Below are 19137 nucleotides of genomic sequence, written 5' to 3' on the forward strand. Positions count from 1 at the left end.
CGCTTCACCAGAAGCGGGGCGTATCTGCATCCAGGAGTGGGGACGTCCTGCGCCCCACACGCCGGATGCCTACGTGGTGAGGGCGAGGATCCGGCGATCCGACGTTTCGAGCCGGTATGGTCCGGCCCCTTGGGCATCGATGGCTGCATAGGGGTCGCGGATGAGTTGCCGGCGGCCTTCGAAGTCCACCAGGATGGTCCCTTCAGCATCGATGGCGACCAGTTCGCCGTCGACGCGCAGCAGCAGCGGTGCGTCGATCCCCATGCTGAGGGCCGTCGGCCCGGACTTGAGCGCAGCCAGGAGTGCCTCTTCGCCAGGGTCCGCGGACTGCACCCACGTGGTGGGCAAGCCGGTGGGATGCCCGTCCTCCAAGCGGTGGAAATCCCCGCCTCCGAGCGGAATGACGGGCACGCCCCAAGCACTCAACCAAGCCCAGATGCTGGTATCGCGCCGGTTCGGCAGCCAGGTTTCATGCATGATCTCGGCGTGGGAAGGCTTCCGGGACAGTTGCCACTGCCACGAGCAATCGGTTGCTACCGGGTGGTTGATGGACAGAAATCCGCCTTCTCCTTCAACCTGCTCAAGCCAAGCATCCGGGTGGCGCCGGAAATCCACCCAATTGATGCGGCCGTAGGCGTTTGCATGCCCGCGGACGGTGGTGACTTCCTGTCCGGGCAGCAGCGCGATGCCATATTCCCGGCCCACGCCCTGCAGGTGCGGATGATGGCTGACCGTGTTGTGGTCCGTTACGGCCAGGAAGTCCAGCCCGTTCCGTGCAGCCTCTCCCGCCAATTGCCGGAGGGAAAGGCTGCCGTCGGAGTGGAGGCTGTGTGCATGGCAATCCCCGGCAAGCCACCGCATCCCGGCCGCAGCAGGCAGATTACGACGGCGGCTGGCCGGGACAGTGCTGACCGGTGCGGGGGCGGAAGGCTCGCCTTCCACGCCCCCTGTTGCCGGAGTATTGATGGTCAGCTCGACCGTGACACCCTCAGCCGGAATCTGGTGAAGGCCCAGCACCACGCTCCACACGCCGGCTTCAAGTTCACCCGGGCAATATCCCGTGGACGCCGCAGTCCTGCTGATCACAAAGCGCTTTTTGGCTCCGCCCGACCAACCCCGCCATCCGTCAGGACCCATACAGCCCAGATCAATGACCGCCCGGGACCTGTCGTAGCCCAGGAGCACTTCCAAGGATTCGCAGCGCCCTATCTCGAAAGGAACGTCGAAGTAGAGGCTCGCTACCCGGTCTTCCGGGGTCAGTGTCCGGCTGATTCGCACCGTCAGTCTCCGATCCGCAGACCTTCAGCGTCGAACAACAGAGTCCGCCGGGGCTCAAACGTGACCCATACGCGTGTTCCGATTCCGGGCTCATGGTCCTCGCTGACCACAACCTGGACCGGTTCCCCGCTCTCCGCCAGTTCCACCGTTATCAGGGCGGAAGCGCCCAGGTTCTCAGATACGGTGACCGCTCCTTCGAGGCTGCCGGGGGCTGCATCCAGGGATATGCCCAGATATTCCGGCCGGGCTCCCCATGTGACTTCCTGGCCATCGGCCACCCTGCCAACGGCATCTGTGGGCAGGGGCACGCGCTGACGGCCGATCATCACCGTGTCGTGGTTAACGGTGCCCTTGAGCAGGTTCATGGAGGTGGAACCAACGAACGAAGCGACGAATGTGTTGGCCGGGCGCTGGAACACTTCCCGGGGGGTTCCGAGCTGCTGCATCTTGCCGGAGCGCATGATCGCGATCCTGTCGGCGAGGGCGAGGGCTTCTGCCTGGTCGTGCGTGACGAAGACAGTGGTGACGCCGAGGTCCAGCTGGAGCTTTTTCAGGAATGTACGGGCCTCAAGGCGGAGGCGGGCGTCCAGGTTGGACAGGGGTTCGTCAAACAGGAAGACGTCGGGCCGGCTGGTCACTGCCCTGGCCAGGGCGACGCGTTGCTGCTGCCCGCCCGAAAGCTGCCCGGGCCGGCGCTCCAGCAAGCCTTGGAGGGACAGTTTGTCACCTACTTCTTCGGCCCTGGAGTGGCGTTCGGTCTTGGCGACCTTCTGGATCTTCAGCGGGTAGGCGATGTTGTCGGCAATGGACATGTGCGGAAACAGCGCGTAGTCCTGAAACACCATGGCTACGCGGCGCTGTCCCGGTTCCATGTTGGTGACTTCCCGATCACCGATTTTGATGCTGCCGGACGTGGATTTTTCCAGACCTGCGATAGTGCGAAGCAAAGTGGTCTTGCCGCAGCCGGAGGGACCCAGCAGGGCGAAGAACTCGCCGTCGTGGATCGTGACGTCCATTTCGTCCACGCCGCGGACACCGCCGGGATACTCCTTGATCAGGGAGCGGGTAGTGATGCTGGCCATTAGCTTTTGATACCTCCATGGAAGCGGAACCCGTAACGCCGGTTGACGAAGAAGTACATTGCGACGACGGGGATTGAGAAGAGCAGTGAGAAGGCGGAAATCAGGGCGAGATTTGGTTGGCCGCCTTCGGTGTAGAAGGTGTACATGACCACGGACGCGGGCGACTTGGATGGTGACCGCAGCAGGATGTACGGGACCAGGAAGTTGCCCCAAACCTGCACAACAGCCCACACGGCTATGGTGGCGAGCCCGGGCCGGGCCAGCGGAATGACGACGTCCCAGAGGATCCGCAAAGGCTTGGCGCCGTAAAGGCGGGCCGATTCCTCGTAAGACTTGGGGGTCGAGTCCATGAAGTCCTTGAGGATGAAGATCACTGTTGGGAGGATCCCGCCGCTGAGGACAAGGATGACGCCGAACTGGGAGTCAATGAGCCCCAATTTCACCATCAACAGGAACGTGGGCACCATCGCCGCTGTGCCCGTAATGATGGACGAGAGCAGCAGCAGCGTGTAGAGCAGCAGGTCACGGCCGGGTATCTTCACCCGTGACAGCGAGTACGACGCCAGCGACCCGAGGACCAGCACCACCACCATCGAACCGAGGGCCAGGATCAGGGAATTGCCAAGGGAAGCGATGGCGGTCGGATTTTCGAACAGGATCTTGAAATTGTTGAAGGTAAACTCCGGCAGCTTCACGTTCAAACCGGGGTGAGCGTCAAACGGTGCGAAGACAAGCCACAGCACGGGTATGACGAAGAACGCCAGGACCAAAGCGGTGAAGACGCTCTTGCCCATCAGCCCAAGGAAGTGCCCGAGCATCTGGCGGCTCTCACCTTGGGCGGTTCCCTTGGAGCCAGTCACGGCGGTCATGATTTTCTCTCCTTCAGCAGACGCAGGTAAACGGTGGCGATGACCAGGTTGATGATGATCATGATCAGTGAGATCGCCGAGCCCTGCCCGAGTGCGCCGTCGTTCAAGGCCAACCGGTAAATGAAGATCGGCAGGATGTTGGAGCGGTCGTCGGGTCCGCCCGCCGTTAGCAGGTAGGGAGTGAAGGTGTTGAAAGTCCAGAGCGTGATGAGCAGCGTATTGGTCAGTACATGTCCACGAATGTGCGGGAACACCACGTCGCGGAACTGTGCCCATGCCCCGGCGCCCACCATGCGGGCGCTCTCCAGCTGAGACGGCGGCACGGAGGCGAGGGCGGAACTGAACAGGAGCATCGAGAAGGCTGTGCCCACCCAGGTGTTGAAAACAATGATGCTCTGCAGGGGGTAATCAAGGAGCCAGGCAGTATTGCCCGTGGAGAGCATCGCGTTCAGCGTTCCATCGCTTCGGTCCAGCAGTGCGTACCAAAGGAAGGTGGTGACGGAACTGGGAATAATCCAGGCCAGCAGCACGAAGAATTCGACGACGGCCCGCACCGATTTCCTGACCCTGGTCATGGTCCAGGCAATGGCGAACCCCAGTGCGGACTGCCCTATGACGGCGGACCCGAACACGAAAATAAGCGTGAGCCCCAGGGAATTGAAGAACCTGTCGTCGGTCAGCGCATTGATGTAGTTGTCCACGCCGACGAACTGCGGGTTCTTGGCAGCTGAACCACTGAGGCGGTAGTTCGTCAGGCCCAGGTAAAGCGTCCACAGTGCAGGGAAGACGAGGAACAGCGAGATCAGGAGCAGGGCCGGTGCCAGGAAGGCCATGGCCCTCGCCTTGCCCAGGCCGGCTACGTCACCGTCGTCTGCGACTGCCCGGGAGGGCCCGGCGGCCGCTGCTGGAGCGGCCACCGGTGCCTCCACTTTTGGGTTACTTGAAGGTTTTGTCGTTACCACCGACGATTCCCTCCAACGCCTTCTGGTACGCGCTGCCTGCGTCCGCGGCGGACTTGCCCGAGGCCACCATCCCGCTGGCGTCCTGCAGTGCAGCCGAAACCTGCGTGTAGTCCGCAAGTCCGGGACGGTACGCCGTAACCGGCAGGACCTCGGAAGAGATGAAGTTCAGCAACGGGTCAGCTTTGAGGATCGCTCCATTGACGTCGTCCCGGGCTGAGATCTGGGGAGTTGACCCGATGCGGGCCTTGATCGCGTCGGCCGAGGACATGAACTGGAGCAGTTCCCACGCCTGCTGCGGGTACTTCGTTTTGGGGTTGATCACTTCGCCGGAACCGCCGGACATGCTGACGAAATCCGAGCCGTTAGGGCCCTTGCCGGCTTTCTGCGCGGGGATTTTCGCCCATCCCACTGCGCTGTCCCGGTTCGCCATCGGGGAAACACCTTTTGCAGGGTTGATCACCGAGCGCCAAAGGTAGTCACTTTCGATCAGGATGCCCAACTTGTTCTGCGAGAATTCCTGGAAGGACTTGTCACGGCCCTTGGCATCCTGCTGGAGCAAGGGGTCGCCCAGCTTCTCCGTTCCATAAACCGTCGAGTAGAAGTTCAGCACGTCCTGGACGCCCTGGCTGTTGCCCTGCCACTTGCCGTCCTTGTTGATCGGCTGGCCGGTACCCTGGAGCAACGGCAGGAACCCCTGCATCGTTGCTGCCTCACCCATCGCCTTGCCCGCATTAATCTGCAGCGGAGTCACGTCCGGAAGCTTCTTGAGCTTGCGCGCGGCATCCAGGATGTCGTCCCAACTCTTGGGCTGCCAGTCAGCCGGCAGGCCAGCCTGGGAGAACAGGGTCTTGTTGAAGTAGATGACGCGGCCATCCGTCCCGTCCGGAACACCGTACAGCTTGCCCTCATAAGTGGTGAGCTGCTGAACGGCGGGCTTGATCTGCTTCCAGCCGTCCCAGGCCTGGACCTTGTCCTTGCCGACCACGTCCTCAAGCGGACTGATGTATCCGGCGTCCGCGAACTCCCCGAGCCAAATGCCGTCAATGGACGCGACGTCCGCTCCTTGGCCCGTGGAGAGGTCAAGGGAGATTTTGGTCTTATAGGCCTGGTCATCCACCCCGTTGGGCTGGAAATTCACCTTGGCGGTGACGCCTTTCGCCTTTTGCGCCTCCTCAAACTTTGGGATCACGTAGTTGGTGATCCAGTCAGCACCGACGGCGTTCTTCCCGCCCGAGACAGCGTTGGCAGTGATGGTCAGCGTCACCTCTTTGGCGTCCGCATTCTGGTTGGTTGCCTGGGATGGCGCAGATGAGCTGCCGCAGGCGCTCAGGGCAACAGTGCCCGCGAGCAGACCTGCTGCAGCCGCAAAAAATCTCGTCCTAGTCATATCAGGGGATCCCTTTGGGAGACAGAGCTCCGCCTCTGCGAAGCTAATGATTGGAGTGTCCGAACTAACAGACAGCCTGTGATACAGGCCACTATAGTCTAGGATCGGGCTTAGTCAAATAAATTGAGTTAGGGAGTTTGGATGCCGCGCGGATCGAATTTGGAGCGCGTCAGCGCCTTCAACCAGGCCGTTGTACTGGACCTCGTCCGCCGGTCCGAATCCGGAATGAGCAGGGTGGAACTCATCGGCGCGACGGGGTTATCCACGCAGACGGTGTCCAACATCGCACGCCGACTGCTGGACCTGGGACTGATCCTGGAGAGCGGAAAAGTTCACGTTCCCCAAGGCAAACCTCGAACGACGCTTATCATCGATCCCAAGAGCAAATATGCTGTGGGGGCGCACTTGGATCCGTCCATGCTCACCTTTGTACTGCTGGACCTGGCAGGTACGGTTGTGCACCGCAAACACCTCGCCGTAGTGGCTGTTGCCGGACCGAATGAAACAGTGGCGCGAATTGCGGACGCCATCGAAGATCTGATCAGCGAAACGGATATAGAGCGATCACGCGTCCTGGGAGTAGGCATCGCCGCACCGGGACCCATCGAATTCGATCAGGGCGCCGTGGTTGGGCCGCCAATGCTTACCGGGTGGGAACGCGTGGAATTGCGGGAATCGCTCGGGAAAGCCACGGGACTTCCCGTCTTCCTCGACAAGGATTCAGCCGCGGCAGCACACGCGGAGCTGTGGGTGCGGGACAAGAGATCAGACCAGAATTTTGCCTTTGTCTACCTCGGCAGCGGCGTCGGCGCAGCAGTGGTCATGAATGGCGAAGTAGTGAGGGGATCCTCGAACAATGTGGGCGAAATAGGGCATTTTTCCACGGGCGAGGGAGGCCGGCTGTGCGGCTGCGGACGCAAGGGCTGCTTGGGCATATCGATCATGCCGGTCGAGCTGGTCAATGACGGCGTCAGCCAGGGAATCCTGCCCGGCCCTGTCGACAATTCAGATCTGCGCCAAGTCACCGACCACTTCCACAAGTTGGCAGCTTTGGCGGATGCCGGAGACGAAAGTGCATCTGCCCTCCTCGAGGAAGCAGCAGCCCGCCTTGCCCGCGCCGTAGAGGACATCGCAAACCTGCTCGACGTCGATGGCATCGTTTTCGGGGGACCGTCCTGGCCCCCCGTCGGAACCCGCTACCTTGAGGTCCTCCACACCGCACTTGCCAATCGCCTGGCCATCGGCATGATCCACCAAGTCGAACTCCTGGGATCCGTTCTCGGCGAGGACATCACCGCAGTGGGAGCCGCCTGCATCGTCCTTGACCACGTCCTGGCACCCCGCTCCGGAGGTTTACTGCTGGAATGACCACATCCTGGGCCGAGTAAGCCGGAAACACGATGGCATCCGTGGAATGTCCCCGCTCTTAGTGAATCAAGTGTTGTCCCCGGATGCGGTCAACGGACGGCTCGGGTAACCGCGCCTGACAGGGGCCGACTCCGGGTGTAACACTGCATACCGTTGCGTGCGAGTCAGCGGGCCCCTAGCTGTCTGCCTAACTCTGGGGGCCCGCCGACTCCGTGCCGGGTCCTTGGGGGGTTGATCCGGTACGGCGGCAATCGCTGCAGGAATATCTTGCCCAGATGTCGGGACGGCGAGAACGACCTTTCCCGTTCAACGGGAGATCAGTCAGAGACGGCGGGATTCCAGGCCGTACGGTTGGTCGGCTGCGAGAGCCTTCGAGATTGCAAACGAGGCTGCTCGAAGCACAGCCACCGTTAGATTAATCTGTGCATCAGCACGAGGGATCACGGCGGTAAGGGCCGCGGGAAGCCCAGCGCCGTCACCCACGACGGGAACCGATACCGCGATGCTCGCCTTCGTCATAATGCTCGGCCGGGTCACGTAGCCCTCCCTGCGGGCTCCAGCCAAAGTAGCCCGCAGTCCCTCAGGGTCAGAGGCCGACGCGAGAACCTTGTCCTGGAAGCTGACTGGATGGTGGGCAAGCAAGACAAGACCGGAGGGAGTTTTCAAGACGGGAAGGCGGGCGAACTTCTGCGTGACGTTTACAGCCGTGGACCCTGGTGACACCCGTTCAAGGTAGAGCACCTCATCTTTATCCAAAACGGCAAGTGTAATTTGCTGCTTCAGCACCGCGTGTACTGACTCCATGAGAGGCACAGCGGCGTTTCGCAAACGGAGGAACATATCGGCGGGTGCATTCGAGCCGCCGGCGTTGAGGATCAACAGCCCGATGCGGAGGCAACCCTTTGCGTCCTTTTCAAGAAAACGGTTCGTAAGCAAGTCCGCCACCAGGCGCTGTGCAGTCGATAACGGAAGACCTGCCCGCCCTGCCAACGAAGTTAGGGATAATGACGGGTGCTCATCATCAAAAGCTTCCAGGATTCGGGCAATCCTCGCGATTACAGACTCCCCGGTCGACGAATTAGCCATAACTTCAACTTCGCGCCCAAGAGGCGCTGGGTCAAACTTTAATTTTCTCTTCCCGACGTTTCGCCCAACATGAGACTCACGCTTCTCATAAAATAGTCGTTCAGCATATGGCACATGATCCACTATGATGAACAGATGACTTCCCGTAAGACCGTAGCCATCGCCGTCCCGCTCGAAGCCGAACTTGTGGACAAGATCCGTGCCGTTGATCCATCAGTCACGGTCCTTTACCAGCCTGACCTCCTGCCGCCGGAACGCTATCGGGCCGACCATGCCGGCGATCCCGCTTTCAAGCGCACCGATGAGCAGGAGGAACGCTACTGGGCAATGCTCAAAAGCGCCGAGGTGCTCTACGGATTCCCCAACGAAAGCCCTGCCGGGCTTGCCCGAATCGCCCGCGAAAACCCCGGACTGCAATGGGTCCATGCCATGGCGGCGGGAGCGGGCGGAGCGGTGAAGGCGTCCGGCCTTAGCCAGGCCGTCCTGCAGAAATTCAAGATCACCACCTCCGCCGGAGTACACGCCCTGCCCCTTGCGGAGTTCGCTGCGCTGGGGATCCTGAACGGCTTCAAGCGGACTTCTGACCTTGCCCAGGACCAGGCGGCAAAGGTCTGGCCCACCCTTCGGGTCCCCACGCGACTCGTCAACGGGTCCAACCTGGTAGTCAGCGGCCTGGGGGAAATCGGCCTGGAAACGGCCCGGATCGCCCGCGCGCTCGGCATGAACGTCAGCGGCACCAAACGGTCCGTGGAACCCATTGATGGAATTGACCAGGTTGTGGACAACGCGGGCCTCCCTGCCCTCCTGGCCACGGCAGACGCCGTCGTCAACACCCTGCCCGGCACCGAGTACACGGAGAAGCTGTTCAACCGCGAACTGTTCGCCGCCATGAAACCCGGCACAACGTTCGTCAACGTTGGCCGCGGCACTGTCGTGGACGAGGACGCCCTGCTGGAGGCACTGGACAACGGGCAGGTGGGCTACGCGTCCCTGGACGTCTTCGCCGTGGAGCCCCTGCCGCAGGACAGCCCGTTGTGGAACCATCCCCGGGTCATGGTCTCGCCCCACACCTCGGCCCTCAGCGTGGCCGAGAACCGGCTCATCACCGAGCGCTTCTGCAGCAACCTGCGCACCTTCCTCGACGGCGGGGATCTCCCCCACCTCGTAGACACGGTGCATTTCTACTAGGCCGGGGGCAGGGAGAATCCATGCGCATCGCCAGACTCAACACACCCGCAGGTCCCCAGTACGCAGTTGAACGCGACGGAACTTGGGACCACGTCATGGACCCGTTTGAGACAACACTCCGCTACACGGGCGGCACCACCACCCATAGGGACGCGGTATTCCTCGCTCCCGCCGCACCCAAGGTGGTGCTCGGCATTGGCCACAACCTGACCCTGAATGACCATCCGCTGCCAATCCAGGCCTGGCACAAATCCGTTCACACCATCGCCAACCCCGGGGACACGGTAACGGCCGCCCGCAACCGCGGCAATGTCAATGCCGAAGGTGAACTCGCCGTGGTGATTGGCAAGACAGCCGCAAACCTGACGGCAGAAGAGGCCCTGGACCACGTCCTGGGCTACACCTGCGTCAACGACGTCACCAACGTCGACCAAAACGCCGTGGACGAAAGGAACTTCCAAGGTAAGGCCGGCGTCAACTACACGCCACTGGGCCCTTGGATCGAGACCGAACTCCCCGACCCGGAGCGTACGGGCATCGACGTCTATGTGAACGGAACATCCATGGCCAACTCCGGCACGTTCAACCTGCCATCCAGCGTGGCCGAATGCCTCGTGTACGTCACATCCTGGCTGACCCTTGAACCGGGAGACCTGGTGATGACTGGTGCTCCCGGCACCGCCGTACCCGTGAAGCCCGGTGACCGGGTGGACGTTGTAGTGGAGGGAATCGGAACGCTGAGCAACGCGGTGGCCTGAGCAGCGAGTATTAGGGGCGCCGCGGCACCTTAAGATGGATAACGTTCAGTTGGCTGAACAAGAGCGAAGCCCGCCCCGGCAACCTAAGGAGAATCATGGCCGATTCCCGCACTCCCGCTTCATCTGAGAAATCGGGAGCCGCTTCTCCCGCACCCGCGGTCACACGGGCCGCCGCCGTCCTGGATGCCCTGGCCGCCTCGGCAACCGGGCGGCTGACGCTGAGCGACCTCTCGCGTGAAGTGGGAATCCCCAAGTCATCCACCTCCAACCTCCTGCTGGCCCTGGAGGAGTCGCGCCTGATCAGCAGGCAGGGCGCGGAGTTCACCCTTGGCCGCAAGCTGGTGGAACTGGGTGCCGCCTACCTGGGCCGCATGGATGAGGTCCAGGAGTTCTACCGTTACTGCGAACAGGCCTCCGTCCTTTCCCGCGAGACCGTCCGGATCGCCATGCTGGACGGAACCAACGTCATTTACCTTGCCCGGTACGAGGGCCACCCCGCAGTCCGGCTCACCTCCAACATCGGAGACAAGATGCCCGTCTCCCTCTGCGCAGTGGGGAAGGCGCTGATCGCCCGGCTGAACGTGCACGACATTGAGGAGATGTTCCCCGATGACGCAGAATTGCCCGTCCTCACACCAAAATCCCTGCGGACGGGCGCGGAGCTGAAGGTCCAGCTGCGGGAAATCCGCGAGCAGGGCTTTGCCTTCGAGGATGAAGAATCCACCACCGGCGTGGTCTGCCTGGCCGTTGCCGTCCCCACGCGTGGGGCGCACGGTCCCAGCCTGGGCCTGTCCGTAACGGCCCTCAAAGCCACCTACACGCCGGAACAGGGCTCCCAGATGGTCAAGGAACTGCAGGAACTGGCCCACTCGCTGGGCAACCCGATGGGGTAGGCGTGAAGGGGCCCCGTGCCTTCCCGGGTAGAAACAGCCAGAAACTGTTGCCAGTTGTTCAGGATGCTGTATTGTGTTCAGCATAGTGACCGACACGATGGGTGTTGCCGCTATCCCACCAGGCCAACGGGGGCCTGGAGTGCATTAGAGGGAGTTCTCGTGACAACTCGTACTAAAACACCGCAGGCCACCGCGGACGGCGCCGTCGTCGATCCGGACCAGCTGCGAAGGGCAACTCTTGCCAGCTCCGTGGGCTCCGCCCTGGAGTACTACGACTTCTACATCTACGGCCTTGCCTCAGCCCTGATCTTCGGCCCGCTCTTCTTCGCGCCGCTGGGTGAGAGCGGAGCAGTCATTGCCTCCTTCGCCACCTACGGCGTCGGCTTCGCCGCCCGGCCCTTCGGCGGCGTAGTGTTCGGCTACATTGGCGACCGCTTCGGCCGGAAGATGGTGCTGATCCTGACCATCGGCCTGATGGGCCTGTCCAGCTGCGCCATTGGCCTCCTGCCCACCTTTGAACAGGCGGGAATGCTGGGTGCGGTGCTCCTGGTGACCCTGCGCATCCTGCAGGGCCTTGGCGCCGGTGCCGAGCAGGCAGGCGCCACCACCCTCATCTCAGAGGTGGCCCCGCGCCGTCGTCGTGGGTTCTTCGCCTCCCTGCCGTTCGTCGGCATCCAGCTGGGCACCCTCCTGGGTGCGGGGACCTTTGCCCTGATGGCGCTGGCCGACAAGCAACTCCTGCACGCCTGGCTGTGGCGCATACCGTTCCTGGCAAGCGTCATCCTGATCGCGATTGCCGTCTTCATCAGGCTCCGGCTCAAAGAGACCCCGGTCTTCCAGGAACTCGAGAAGCACAAGGCCGTAGCCAAAAACCCCGTTACCCAGATCTGGAAGCACTCCAAGAAAAACGTGCTGATAGGCATTGGCCTGCGGATGGGGGAAAACGGAAACTCGTCCATCTACTCGGCACTCCTGGTGTCCTTCATCAGCATGCCGGCAGGTGTCTTCGCTGGCGACAAGTTCATCGGCCCCACGGGCCTGCTGATCGCCGCGGGCTTCGCGGCGGTGATGGTTGTTGCCTTCGGCGCCTTGTCCGACCGTTTCGGCAGGGTTCCCGTCTACCGCTACGGCGCACTTTTCCAGGCCGTCATCGCCCTGCCGGCCTTTTACCTGGTCACGCTGGGCAATGTCACCCTGGTGTGGATCGTGATGGTGATGGGCATCGCCCTGGGCGTGCAGGCCATGCTTGGCCCGCAGTGCGCCCTGCTGCCAGAGCTCTTCGGCTCCCAGCACCGCTTCACCGGCGTGGCACTCAGCCGTGAACTGTCCGCCGTCCTTGCCGGAGGCTTCGCCCCGATGATCGGCGTGGCACTGCTGGCGGTGACCAACCACTCCTGGCTGGTCCCGGCGCTCTACTCGCTGGTCCTGGCAGCAATCTCGTTCGTCACCACGTTCTTCACCCCGGAAACGAATGGCCGCGACCTGGTGGTCGTAGAGGACGCAAGGTAAACAACACTCCACCGCGCTCACGCCCCAATGGATCCCGCACTCATGCGTGCGGGATCCATTGGGCCGGGCACCACTAAGCCGGAGCACCTAACGCGGCCCCACAAGATGCACGTCCCTGCGATATTCTGTTCCTTTGAATCCCGGTCCAGGAGGTGGCCAGGACACAGCCCGTCGAACGGCCCTCCAATGATTTCCAGCAGCGAACTTCCCGGATTTGTGTCAGCCAATATCCCGCACGACGATTTTCTCGAGTGTCCCACGGGGCTCGTGGAATACTACTTCGCGGACGGCATCTTCCGCTGGTCGGACAGCTTGTACCGTATGTACGGGTATGAGCGCGGCGAGGTTGTCCCCTCCATGGACATGGCCATGGCCCACATCGAGCCAGCAGACCGGCCCAGGGTCCAGGCCTATTGGGAGCGCGTCTCATCAGCCGGCGGGCCGTCGTCCATCTACGTGTCCATCCGGGACCGCAAGGACCGACAGCACAAACTGCTGTACTCTGCGGACTTCATCCTTGAGGGGGACACTGCTGTTGGCGTCTGGGGCGTGGTGGTGGACCTGACGCAGTCAATCCATACTGACCGCCACCAACTCGCCACCGAGGCCGTCGCCGCCTCAGCCGTCAACCGGGCCGTCATCGAACAGGCAAAGGGCATCCTGATGGGGCGCACGGGAGTCAACGCTGAGCAGGCCTTTGAACTCATCAGCCAACTGAGCCAGGATACGAACCGCAAAGTCCACGCCATTGCCCAGGAAATCGTGGAGCGGGCAACCGCTCAAGACGGCGACACGAAGGACCAGCCCTTGCTGTAGCCGTCGCGCACCCAGGCCCGCGCACCCAGGCGTGGACCGCCCGTCGAACCCTACATCGCCAGGCGCGGCCCGTCTGCACCAACAGGCCCGGTGCTTACAGCAGGCCTGGAAGCCACAACGGGAATGGAACCGGTCAGCGCCTCCACAACAGCCATCTGACCGGTGGTGTCAGGAATCCCGGGATACTGGACCTCCGCCGGCTCCGCAGCAGCAGCGGGGCTTTCGGAACGCATGCGGACCAGCGCAACAGCCGAGATCAGGAACCAGGCCACGTTGGTGACCACAGAGGGCCATGCCCCATGCAGGGTGCCGTTGATGATGAAGGCGACAGAGCCGAACAGATTCGCCGTCTGGAAACCCTTGCCGGCTTTCAGCCAACCCATGGAGACGGCCAGATACGCACTCAATATCGCCACCGCGCCTGCCCAGCCGGCAATTTCCCACAGCAGTTCCATGGCGTCCTTCCAAGGTGGTGCCTGCGCAGTATCCGGGCAGGACTGAAGATAGTGATTCTGGATTTGGTTTCGCCGGATGCCGTCCTGGAAGAACCTGCACCACCCAGCTCTGCGTTGCCTCGAGCCCTGTTCGGGCGAGGACCTCATACGCTGGCGGCGGCACAATCATACCCCGCATCGGACAGCGCGTTTGACGCACAATTCCCCACCGCCCGAAGGGTGGACAAGACCCCTGCCGCGTAGCACGATCAGAGCTGTGACCACCAGCCCCGCTTCCGATCCCTATCTCCGCGAACTCACCCAGCTGAGGCGCGTCAAGGACCGGATGGACCGGGAGTATGCGCAGCCGCTCGATGTCGAATCACTCGCCAGGGACGTCCATATGTCCGCCGGCCATTTCAGCCGCCGCTTCAAGCTGGCCTACGGCGAATCCCCCTACAGCTACCTCATGACCCGCCGCATCGAACGGGCCATGGCGCTGCTCCGCATCGGTGACCTCAGCGTCACGGACGTGTGCTTCGCCGTCGGTTGTTCCTCGCTGGGGACCTTCAGCACCCGCTTCAGCGAGCTGGTGGGCATGCCGCCCAGCGTGTTCAAACAGGAGGCCCAAAGCGCGACGTCGGGAATTCCCGCCTGCGTGGCCAAGCAGGTCACCAGACCGGTCAGGAATCGAGAAGCGCCCCTCCCCGAACCGTTACTAGCATGACTGCCATGGACATCAACATTTCCTCAACCTTCCTTCCCGCTACCGATCCGGACGCCTCCCTGGCGTTCTACCGCGACGCCCTGGGCTTCGAAATCCGCAACGACGTGGGCCGTGGCACCATGCGCTGGATCACCGTTGGCCCCGCAGGCCAAAAGGACGTCTCCATCGTCCTGCACCCGCCGGCGGTGGATCCCGGAATCACCGACGACGAACGCCGCACCATCGCCGAGATGATGGCCAAAGGCACCTACGCCACCATCGTCCTCTCCTCTCCAGACGTGGACGCCGCGTTCGCCAAGGTGGAGGCGAGCGGCGCCGACGTCGTCCAGGAACCCATCGACCAGCCGTACGGAATCCGCGACTGTGCCTTCCGCGACCCCGCCGGAAACACGGTCAGGATCAACCAGCAGCCGATCAACCCGTAGGCATATAACCAGTCACGTATATAACGGACGACGCCGACCGGGAGGCTGCCAGCGCAGCCTCCCTCAGCGCCGCTCCAGGAAGAGGGGGACACCTTGAGCACGGACATCACCACGGACGCGGGCGTGGAAGCCGGTCAGACCGGAACCCATACCGCCGACACCCACGACCTCATCCGTGTCCAGGGAGCACGCGAGAACAACCTCAAGGACATCAGCCTTGAGCTGCCCAAGCGGCGGCTCACCGCGTTCACGGGCGTGTCCGGCTCGGGCAAGAGCTCCCTGGTGTTCGCCACCATTGCCGCCGAGTCGCAGCGGATGATCAACGAGACCTACAGTGCGTTCGTGCAGGGCTTCATGCCCAACCTGGCCCGCCCCGACGTGGACCGGCTGGAAGGCCTGACCACCGCGATCATCGTGGACCAGGAACGGATGGGCGCCAACCCGCGCTCCACCGTCGGCACCGCAACCGACGCCAACGCCATGCTGCGGATCCTGTTCAGCCGCCTCGGCAAGCCCTATGTGGGTCCGCCCACGGCCTTCTCCTTCAACGTGCCCACCCGCAAGGCCAGCGGCATCATGAGCACCGAAAAGGGCGGCCGGGTGGAAAAGAACGTGGTCCGCCAGGTCACCTACCTCGGCGGCATGTGCCCGCGCTGCGAGGGCATGGGCAACATCAGCGACATTGACCGGACCGCCCTCTACGACGAGTCGAAGTCCCTCGCCGAAGGCGCGCTCACCGTCCCCGGCTACTCCATGGACGGCTGGTACGGCCGGCTGTTCGAAGGCATGGGCCTGCCCATGGACAAGCCCATCGCCACGTTCACGAAGAAGCAGCTGGACACCATGCTGTACGCCGAGCCCACCAAGATCAAGGTGGAGGGCGTCAACCTCACGTTCGAGGGCATCATCCCCAAAATCCAGAAGTCCATGCTCTCCAAGGACGTGGAGGCCATGCAGCCACACGTGAAGCGGTTCGTGGAACGCGCCGTCACGTTCGCCACCTGCCCCGACTGCGGCGGAACGCGGCTCACACCCGAGGTGTTGAACGCTCGCATCAACGGCAAGAACATCGCCGACCTCTGCACCATGCAGATCAGCGACCTGGCGCAATGGATCCGCGACCTGGACGAGCCCGCCGTCCGTCCCCTGCTCGTCGGGCTGCGGGACCTCCTCGATTCCTTCACCGAAATCGGCCTGGGCTACCTCTCACTGGACCGCCCGGCCGGCACCCTCTCCGGCGGCGAGGCGCAGCGCACCAAGATGATCCGCCACCTGGGCTCCTCCCTGACCGACGTCACCTATGTCTTCGACGAACCCAGCATCGGGCTCCATCCGCACGACATCGAACGGATGAACACCCTCCTGCTGCAACTGCGGGACAAAGGCAACACCGTCCTGGTGGTGGAGCACAAGCCGGAGATGATCGCCATCGCCGATCACGTCGTCGACCTCGGCCCCAAGGCCGGCACCGGCGGCGGCGAGATTGTCTACGAGGGCGACGTCGACGGGCTGCGTTCCAGCGGCACCATCACCGGACGGCACCTGGACGACCGGGCCCGGCTGAAGGAGTCTTTCCGGCAGCGGACGGGTGCCCTGGAGGTCCGTGGCGCCTCGACCAATAACCTGCGAAACGTGGACGTGGACGTCCCCCTCGGCATGCTGTGCGTGGTGACAGGGGTGGCCGGGTCCGGCAAGAGTTCGCTGATCCACGGCTCACTCGCCATGCGCGAGGGTGTGGTGGTGATTGACCAGGGTGCCATCAAGGGGTCCCGGCGCAGCAACCCGGCCACCTATACCGGCCTGCTGGAGCCCGTCCGCAAGGCCTTCGCCAAGGCCAACGGCGTGAAGCCGGCGCTCTTCAGCTCCAACTCCGAGGGCGCCTGCCCCACCTGCAACGGCGCGGGCGTGATCTTCACCGAACTCGGCGTCATGGCCACCGTCGAGTCCACCTGCGAGGACTGCGAGGGGCGCCGCTTCCAGCCCGCCGTTTTGGAGTACACGCTGGGCGGGCAGAACATCGCCGACGTGCTGGCCATGTCCGTGGACGCGGCGTTGGCCTATTTTGCCGGCGGCGAGGCCAAAACCCCTGCCGCGCACAAAGTCCTTGAACGCCTGGCGGACGTCGGCCTGGGCTACATCACGCTCGGCCAGCCGCTGACCACCCTGTCCGGCGGCGAGCGCCAGCGGCTCAAGCTGGCCACGCAGATGGCGGAGTCCGGGGACGTCTACATCCTGGATGAGCCAACCGTGGGCCTGCACCTGGCCGACGTCCAACAGCTGCTGGGCCTGCTGGACCGGCTGGTGGATTCCGGGAAATCGGTCATCGTGATCGAGCACCACCAGGCGGTGATGGCGCACGCGGACTGGATCATCGACATCGGTCCGGGAGCAGGGCACGACGGCGGCAGTATTGTTTTCGAGGGCACCCCGGCTGAGCTGGTGGCCGGGCGGGCGACGCTCACCGCGAAGCACCTGGCGGCGTACGTGGGGGCCTGAGCCCGCGCGTACGCTGGCTGTATGGCCGAAAACTTCCAGTACGACGTCGAGATCCTGCACCTGCTGGTGTCCCCCGCGCACGCCTATTTCGGACGTGCCCGGGACGGGGCCGCGGCCGTTCCCACCATTGATGCCGACCGGGCGGAGGTGGTGGCCGGCAAGGGCATCGTGGGCGACCGGTTCTTCGGCAAGGCCGCCCACATGGACGCCGCGGTGACCCTGTTCGCCGTCGAGTCACTTGAGGCCATCGCCGCGGAGCTGGACGCCGGGCCGTTCGATCCCCTGCTGACCCGGCGGAACGTGGTGCTCCGCGGCGCGCAGCTGGCGCCACTGCTGGGGCACGACTTCACGCTGGAGTCGGCAGGATCCCCGGTTTCGCTGCATGGCGGCCGGCACGCCCAGCCGTGTGCGTGGATGAACGAGGTGCTGGCCCCGGGCGCGCACCCGGCCATGCGGGGCCGCGGCGGCATCCGCTGCCGGGCCCTTTCCAACGGAGTCCTGCGCCGGGGCCCGGCCGTACTGGTCAGCCCGGTGCCGCTGGAGCGGGCACGGGCCGGGGAGGCAAGCCTGCTGCGGCCGTCGCGGCTGCCCTAGCAAGGTACGACGGCCCCTCATCAGGTCACGTGATGGCGGTGGCGTTCGCTGGCGAGCCCGTACCCCCGGTGATGTTCAGCGGCTTGATGGTGATGAAGGCATCCCATCTGCCGGTGGCCCGCATATGCCGGGCAAGCGGTCCGAGTTTCCAGAGTTCCCCGAGTGGCAGGCCGAGTTTGGCCAGGAGCTGCTGGTGCATCATGCCGTCGTCGTTCGCGGCCGATTGCCGGTAGGGACTTGTGGGGAGGGCGGGCAGGCATTCAAAGGCAAAGTTGTCGGCGGCTACAACCGCCAACCGGCTGTCCCACGCCCATGCGACGAACTCCTGGGACTGGGCCACGCCTGATGCCTTGCGGCTGTCGCGGACGCGTTGCTTCTCCTCCGGGGACAGGGCAAGAAACCACTCGCACCATCCGGTGTGGAGCATGAGGACGTCACCGGGGCGGGTACGCAGTGACTGGGCCGCCATGGCCGCCCGGACCAGGCCAAGGGTCAGGGGTTCGCCGCCCGCATGGTCAATGGGCTCCCCCGCTTCGGCCCGGTATCCCTCCAGGTCCACCAGCACGCCCCTGCCGGTGATCGGGTGTTCGGCCCATCCCTGGATGCCAAGGTCCGGGGTGCCCTCAGCGATCCGGTCATCCGCTGTGCCGTTGTAGAAACCGGCATCGTCGGCCCGGCGGTGCCTCAGACCGTCAATCTGGGAAGATCCCTGCAGGTAATACCCGTCAAGGAAGTCGTCCCGGTGTGCCGGGTGCGAGGAGTAGATCGTATGCCGGGGCGCGCTGCGTTTGAGCGACATGCCGGGGTCGAACGCGTCAGCCGGGTAGTCCAAACCGAAGACAGTCCCGGTACGGATGCTGTCCTTGGCTTCGAGGACAGTGTCCGGGGTGATGAAGGATGGCGTTCCCCGCTCCGGTTCCGGAAACAGTCCCCAGGAGGTACCCGACAGTACGCCCTCCCTTTCGAGGAGATCGGCGAAGCAGGGAAACGTTCCGGCGTCAGTCATCGGGTAGTTGCTTCCTGTTGCTGCTGTGCCTGCTTTTGCGGGCGCTGATAGCTGAGCAGGAACCCGGCCACGGCGCACACGGAGGCGGCAACGCAGATGGCGGGCTTGACGTAGGCATTGAAGAACTCGAGCCATTCGTTGTGCCCACCCACCAGTCCGACGGCTTGTCCGGCGACAAACAGGACGCCACCGAGGAGAAGCGCTCCGAGGGTAAGCACGAAGACGGTTCCAATGAATCTGCGGGATGTATCCATGGTGG

General features: G+C 63.5%; 19 protein-coding genes. 10 read left to right on the forward strand and 9 right to left on the reverse strand.

The features are described 5' to 3' along the window. Positions 1–69: 69 nt before the first annotated feature. The 5 genes from Q9R31_RS09385 to Q9R31_RS09405 all read right to left on the reverse strand — a co-directional run bounded on the left by Q9R31_RS09385 (position 70) and on the right by Q9R31_RS09405 (position 5578). Complete coding sequence (locus tag Q9R31_RS09385) at positions 70–1086, reverse strand: CehA/McbA family metallohydrolase (RefSeq protein WP_311262449.1); 1017 nt, start codon at positions 1084–1086, stop codon at positions 70–72. 194 nt (positions 1087–1280) lie between these two features. Continuing rightward, positions 1281–2360 carry an ABC transporter ATP-binding protein gene (locus Q9R31_RS09390; protein ID WP_311262450.1) on the reverse strand — a complete coding sequence of 360 codons (1080 nt, stop codon included), beginning with the start codon at positions 2358–2360 and terminating at the stop codon, positions 1281–1283. Continuing rightward, complete coding sequence (locus tag Q9R31_RS09395; protein WP_311262451.1) at positions 2360–3229, reverse strand: carbohydrate ABC transporter permease; 870 nt, start codon at positions 3227–3229, stop codon at positions 2360–2362. Before Q9R31_RS09395 ends, Q9R31_RS09390 begins: the two co-directional genes overlap by 1 nt. Further along, complete coding sequence (locus tag Q9R31_RS09400; protein ID WP_311262452.1) at positions 3226–4146, reverse strand: sugar ABC transporter permease; 921 nt, start codon at positions 4144–4146, stop codon at positions 3226–3228. The genes Q9R31_RS09395 and Q9R31_RS09400 overlap by 4 nt, the downstream gene beginning before the upstream one ends. A 19-nt stretch (positions 4147–4165) precedes the next feature. Further along, positions 4166–5578, reverse strand: a complete 1413-nt coding sequence (locus tag Q9R31_RS09405; RefSeq protein ID WP_311262453.1) for an extracellular solute-binding protein — start codon at positions 5576–5578, stop codon at positions 4166–4168. Positions 5579–5719: 141 nt separating this feature from the next. On the opposite strand from Q9R31_RS09405, the gene Q9R31_RS09410 reads away from it, so the two are divergent. Beyond that, on the forward strand, positions 5720–6946 hold the full coding sequence (locus tag Q9R31_RS09410) for an ROK family protein (protein ID WP_311262454.1): 1227 nt from the start codon (positions 5720–5722) through the stop codon (positions 6944–6946). 321 nt (positions 6947–7267) lie between these two features. Here Q9R31_RS09410 and Q9R31_RS09415 read toward each other — a convergent pair whose 3' ends face one another. After that, positions 7268–8032: a helix-turn-helix domain-containing protein gene (locus tag Q9R31_RS09415; protein WP_311262455.1), complete on the reverse strand. Its 765-nt coding sequence runs from the start codon at positions 8030–8032 to the stop codon at positions 7268–7270. A gap of 135 nt (positions 8033–8167) precedes the next feature. Between Q9R31_RS09415 and Q9R31_RS09420 the strand changes: the two genes are divergently transcribed. From Q9R31_RS09420 to Q9R31_RS09440, 5 genes are all read left to right on the forward strand, one after another. Beyond that, entirely contained in the window at positions 8168–9220 is a 1053-nt protein-coding gene (locus Q9R31_RS09420; RefSeq protein ID WP_311262456.1) for a D-2-hydroxyacid dehydrogenase, read from the forward strand. A gap of 20 nt (positions 9221–9240) precedes the next feature. Further along, positions 9241–9978, forward strand: coding sequence for a fumarylacetoacetate hydrolase family protein (locus Q9R31_RS09425; RefSeq protein WP_311262457.1), 738 nt, complete (start codon positions 9241–9243; stop codon positions 9976–9978). Between the two features lie 95 nt (positions 9979–10073). After that, positions 10074–10871, forward strand: coding sequence for an IclR family transcriptional regulator (locus Q9R31_RS09430; RefSeq protein WP_311262458.1), 798 nt, complete (start codon positions 10074–10076; stop codon positions 10869–10871). A 159-nt stretch (positions 10872–11030) separates the two neighbouring features. Beyond that, positions 11031–12380, forward strand: a complete 1350-nt coding sequence (locus tag Q9R31_RS09435) for an MFS transporter (RefSeq protein ID WP_311262459.1) — start codon at positions 11031–11033, stop codon at positions 12378–12380. Positions 12381–12566: 186 nt separating this feature from the next. Beyond that, positions 12567–13196 carry a PAS and ANTAR domain-containing protein gene (locus tag Q9R31_RS09440; RefSeq protein WP_311262460.1) on the forward strand — a complete coding sequence of 210 codons (630 nt, stop codon included), beginning with the start codon at positions 12567–12569 and terminating at the stop codon, positions 13194–13196. A gap of 50 nt (positions 13197–13246) precedes the next feature. Here the strand turns inward: Q9R31_RS09440 and Q9R31_RS09445 are convergent, their stop codons facing one another. Beyond that, the gene (locus Q9R31_RS09445; RefSeq protein ID WP_311262461.1) at positions 13247–13651 is read right to left on the reverse strand and encodes a hypothetical protein; all 405 of its coding nucleotides are present in this window, start codon (positions 13649–13651) and stop codon (positions 13247–13249) included. A gap of 256 nt (positions 13652–13907) precedes the next feature. On the opposite strand from Q9R31_RS09445, the gene Q9R31_RS09450 reads away from it, so the two are divergent. From Q9R31_RS09450 to Q9R31_RS09465, 4 genes are all read left to right on the forward strand, one after another. Then, positions 13908–14357 carry a helix-turn-helix transcriptional regulator gene (locus Q9R31_RS09450; RefSeq protein WP_311262462.1) on the forward strand — a complete coding sequence of 150 codons (450 nt, stop codon included), beginning with the start codon at positions 13908–13910 and terminating at the stop codon, positions 14355–14357. Further along, positions 14354–14782, forward strand: a complete 429-nt coding sequence (locus Q9R31_RS09455) for a VOC family protein (protein WP_311262463.1) — start codon at positions 14354–14356, stop codon at positions 14780–14782. The genes Q9R31_RS09450 and Q9R31_RS09455 overlap by 4 nt, the downstream gene beginning before the upstream one ends. 93 nt (positions 14783–14875) lie before the next feature. Continuing rightward, a complete protein-coding gene (locus Q9R31_RS09460; RefSeq protein ID WP_311262464.1) occupies positions 14876–17278 on the forward strand; it encodes an excinuclease ABC subunit UvrA in 2403 nt (800 codons plus the stop codon). Between the two features lie 21 nt (positions 17279–17299). Beyond that, positions 17300–17872 carry an MOSC domain-containing protein gene (locus Q9R31_RS09465; RefSeq protein WP_311262465.1) on the forward strand — a complete coding sequence of 191 codons (573 nt, stop codon included), beginning with the start codon at positions 17300–17302 and terminating at the stop codon, positions 17870–17872. Between the two features lie 25 nt (positions 17873–17897). Here Q9R31_RS09465 and Q9R31_RS09470 read toward each other — a convergent pair whose 3' ends face one another. Continuing rightward, on the reverse strand, positions 17898–18878 hold the full coding sequence (locus Q9R31_RS09470; RefSeq protein ID WP_311262466.1) for a cyclase family protein: 981 nt from the start codon (positions 18876–18878) through the stop codon (positions 17898–17900). Then, the gene (locus Q9R31_RS09475) at positions 18875–19132 is read right to left on the reverse strand and encodes a hypothetical protein (RefSeq protein ID WP_311262467.1); all 258 of its coding nucleotides are present in this window, start codon (positions 19130–19132) and stop codon (positions 18875–18877) included. Before Q9R31_RS09475 ends, Q9R31_RS09470 begins: the two co-directional genes overlap by 4 nt. Between the last annotated feature and the right edge of the window lie 5 nt (positions 19133–19137).

Source organism: Pseudarthrobacter sp. BRE9 (assembly GCF_031844305.1).
GTDB lineage: Bacteria > Actinomycetota > Actinomycetes > Actinomycetales > Micrococcaceae > Arthrobacter.

Coding starts and splice junctions, on each gene's coding strand:
- Q9R31_RS09390 (WP_311262450.1), bottom strand. CDS start 2,360: ATGGCCAGCATCACTACCCGCTCCCTGATCAAGGAGTATCCCGGCGGT.
- Q9R31_RS09395 (WP_311262451.1), bottom strand. CDS start 3,229: ATGACCGCCGTGACTGGCTCCAAGGGAACCGCCCAAGGTGAGAGCCGC.
- Q9R31_RS09405 (WP_311262453.1), bottom strand. CDS start 5,578: ATGACTAGGACGAGATTTTTTGCGGCTGCAGCAGGTCTGCTCGCGGGC.
- Q9R31_RS09410 (WP_311262454.1), top strand. CDS start 5,720: ATGCCGCGCGGATCGAATTTGGAGCGCGTCAGCGCCTTCAACCAGGCC.
- Q9R31_RS09415 (WP_311262455.1), bottom strand. CDS start 8,032: ATGGCTAATTCGTCGACCGGGGAGTCTGTAATCGCGAGGATTGCCCGA.
- Q9R31_RS09420 (WP_311262456.1), top strand. CDS start 8,168: ATGACTTCCCGTAAGACCGTAGCCATCGCCGTCCCGCTCGAAGCCGAA.
- Q9R31_RS09425 (WP_311262457.1), top strand. CDS start 9,241: ATGCGCATCGCCAGACTCAACACACCCGCAGGTCCCCAGTACGCAGTT.
- Q9R31_RS09430 (WP_311262458.1), top strand. CDS start 10,074: ATGGCCGATTCCCGCACTCCCGCTTCATCTGAGAAATCGGGAGCCGCT.
- Q9R31_RS09440 (WP_311262460.1), top strand. CDS start 12,567: ATGATTTCCAGCAGCGAACTTCCCGGATTTGTGTCAGCCAATATCCCG.
- Q9R31_RS09445 (WP_311262461.1), bottom strand. CDS start 13,651: ATGGAACTGCTGTGGGAAATTGCCGGCTGGGCAGGCGCGGTGGCGATA.
- Q9R31_RS09455 (WP_311262463.1), top strand. CDS start 14,354: ATGACTGCCATGGACATCAACATTTCCTCAACCTTCCTTCCCGCTACC.
- Q9R31_RS09465 (WP_311262465.1), top strand. CDS start 17,300: ATGGCCGAAAACTTCCAGTACGACGTCGAGATCCTGCACCTGCTGGTG.
- Q9R31_RS09470 (WP_311262466.1), bottom strand. CDS start 18,878: ATGACTGACGCCGGAACGTTTCCCTGCTTCGCCGATCTCCTCGAAAGG.
- Q9R31_RS09475 (WP_311262467.1), bottom strand. CDS start 19,132: ATGGATACATCCCGCAGATTCATTGGAACCGTCTTCGTGCTTACCCTC.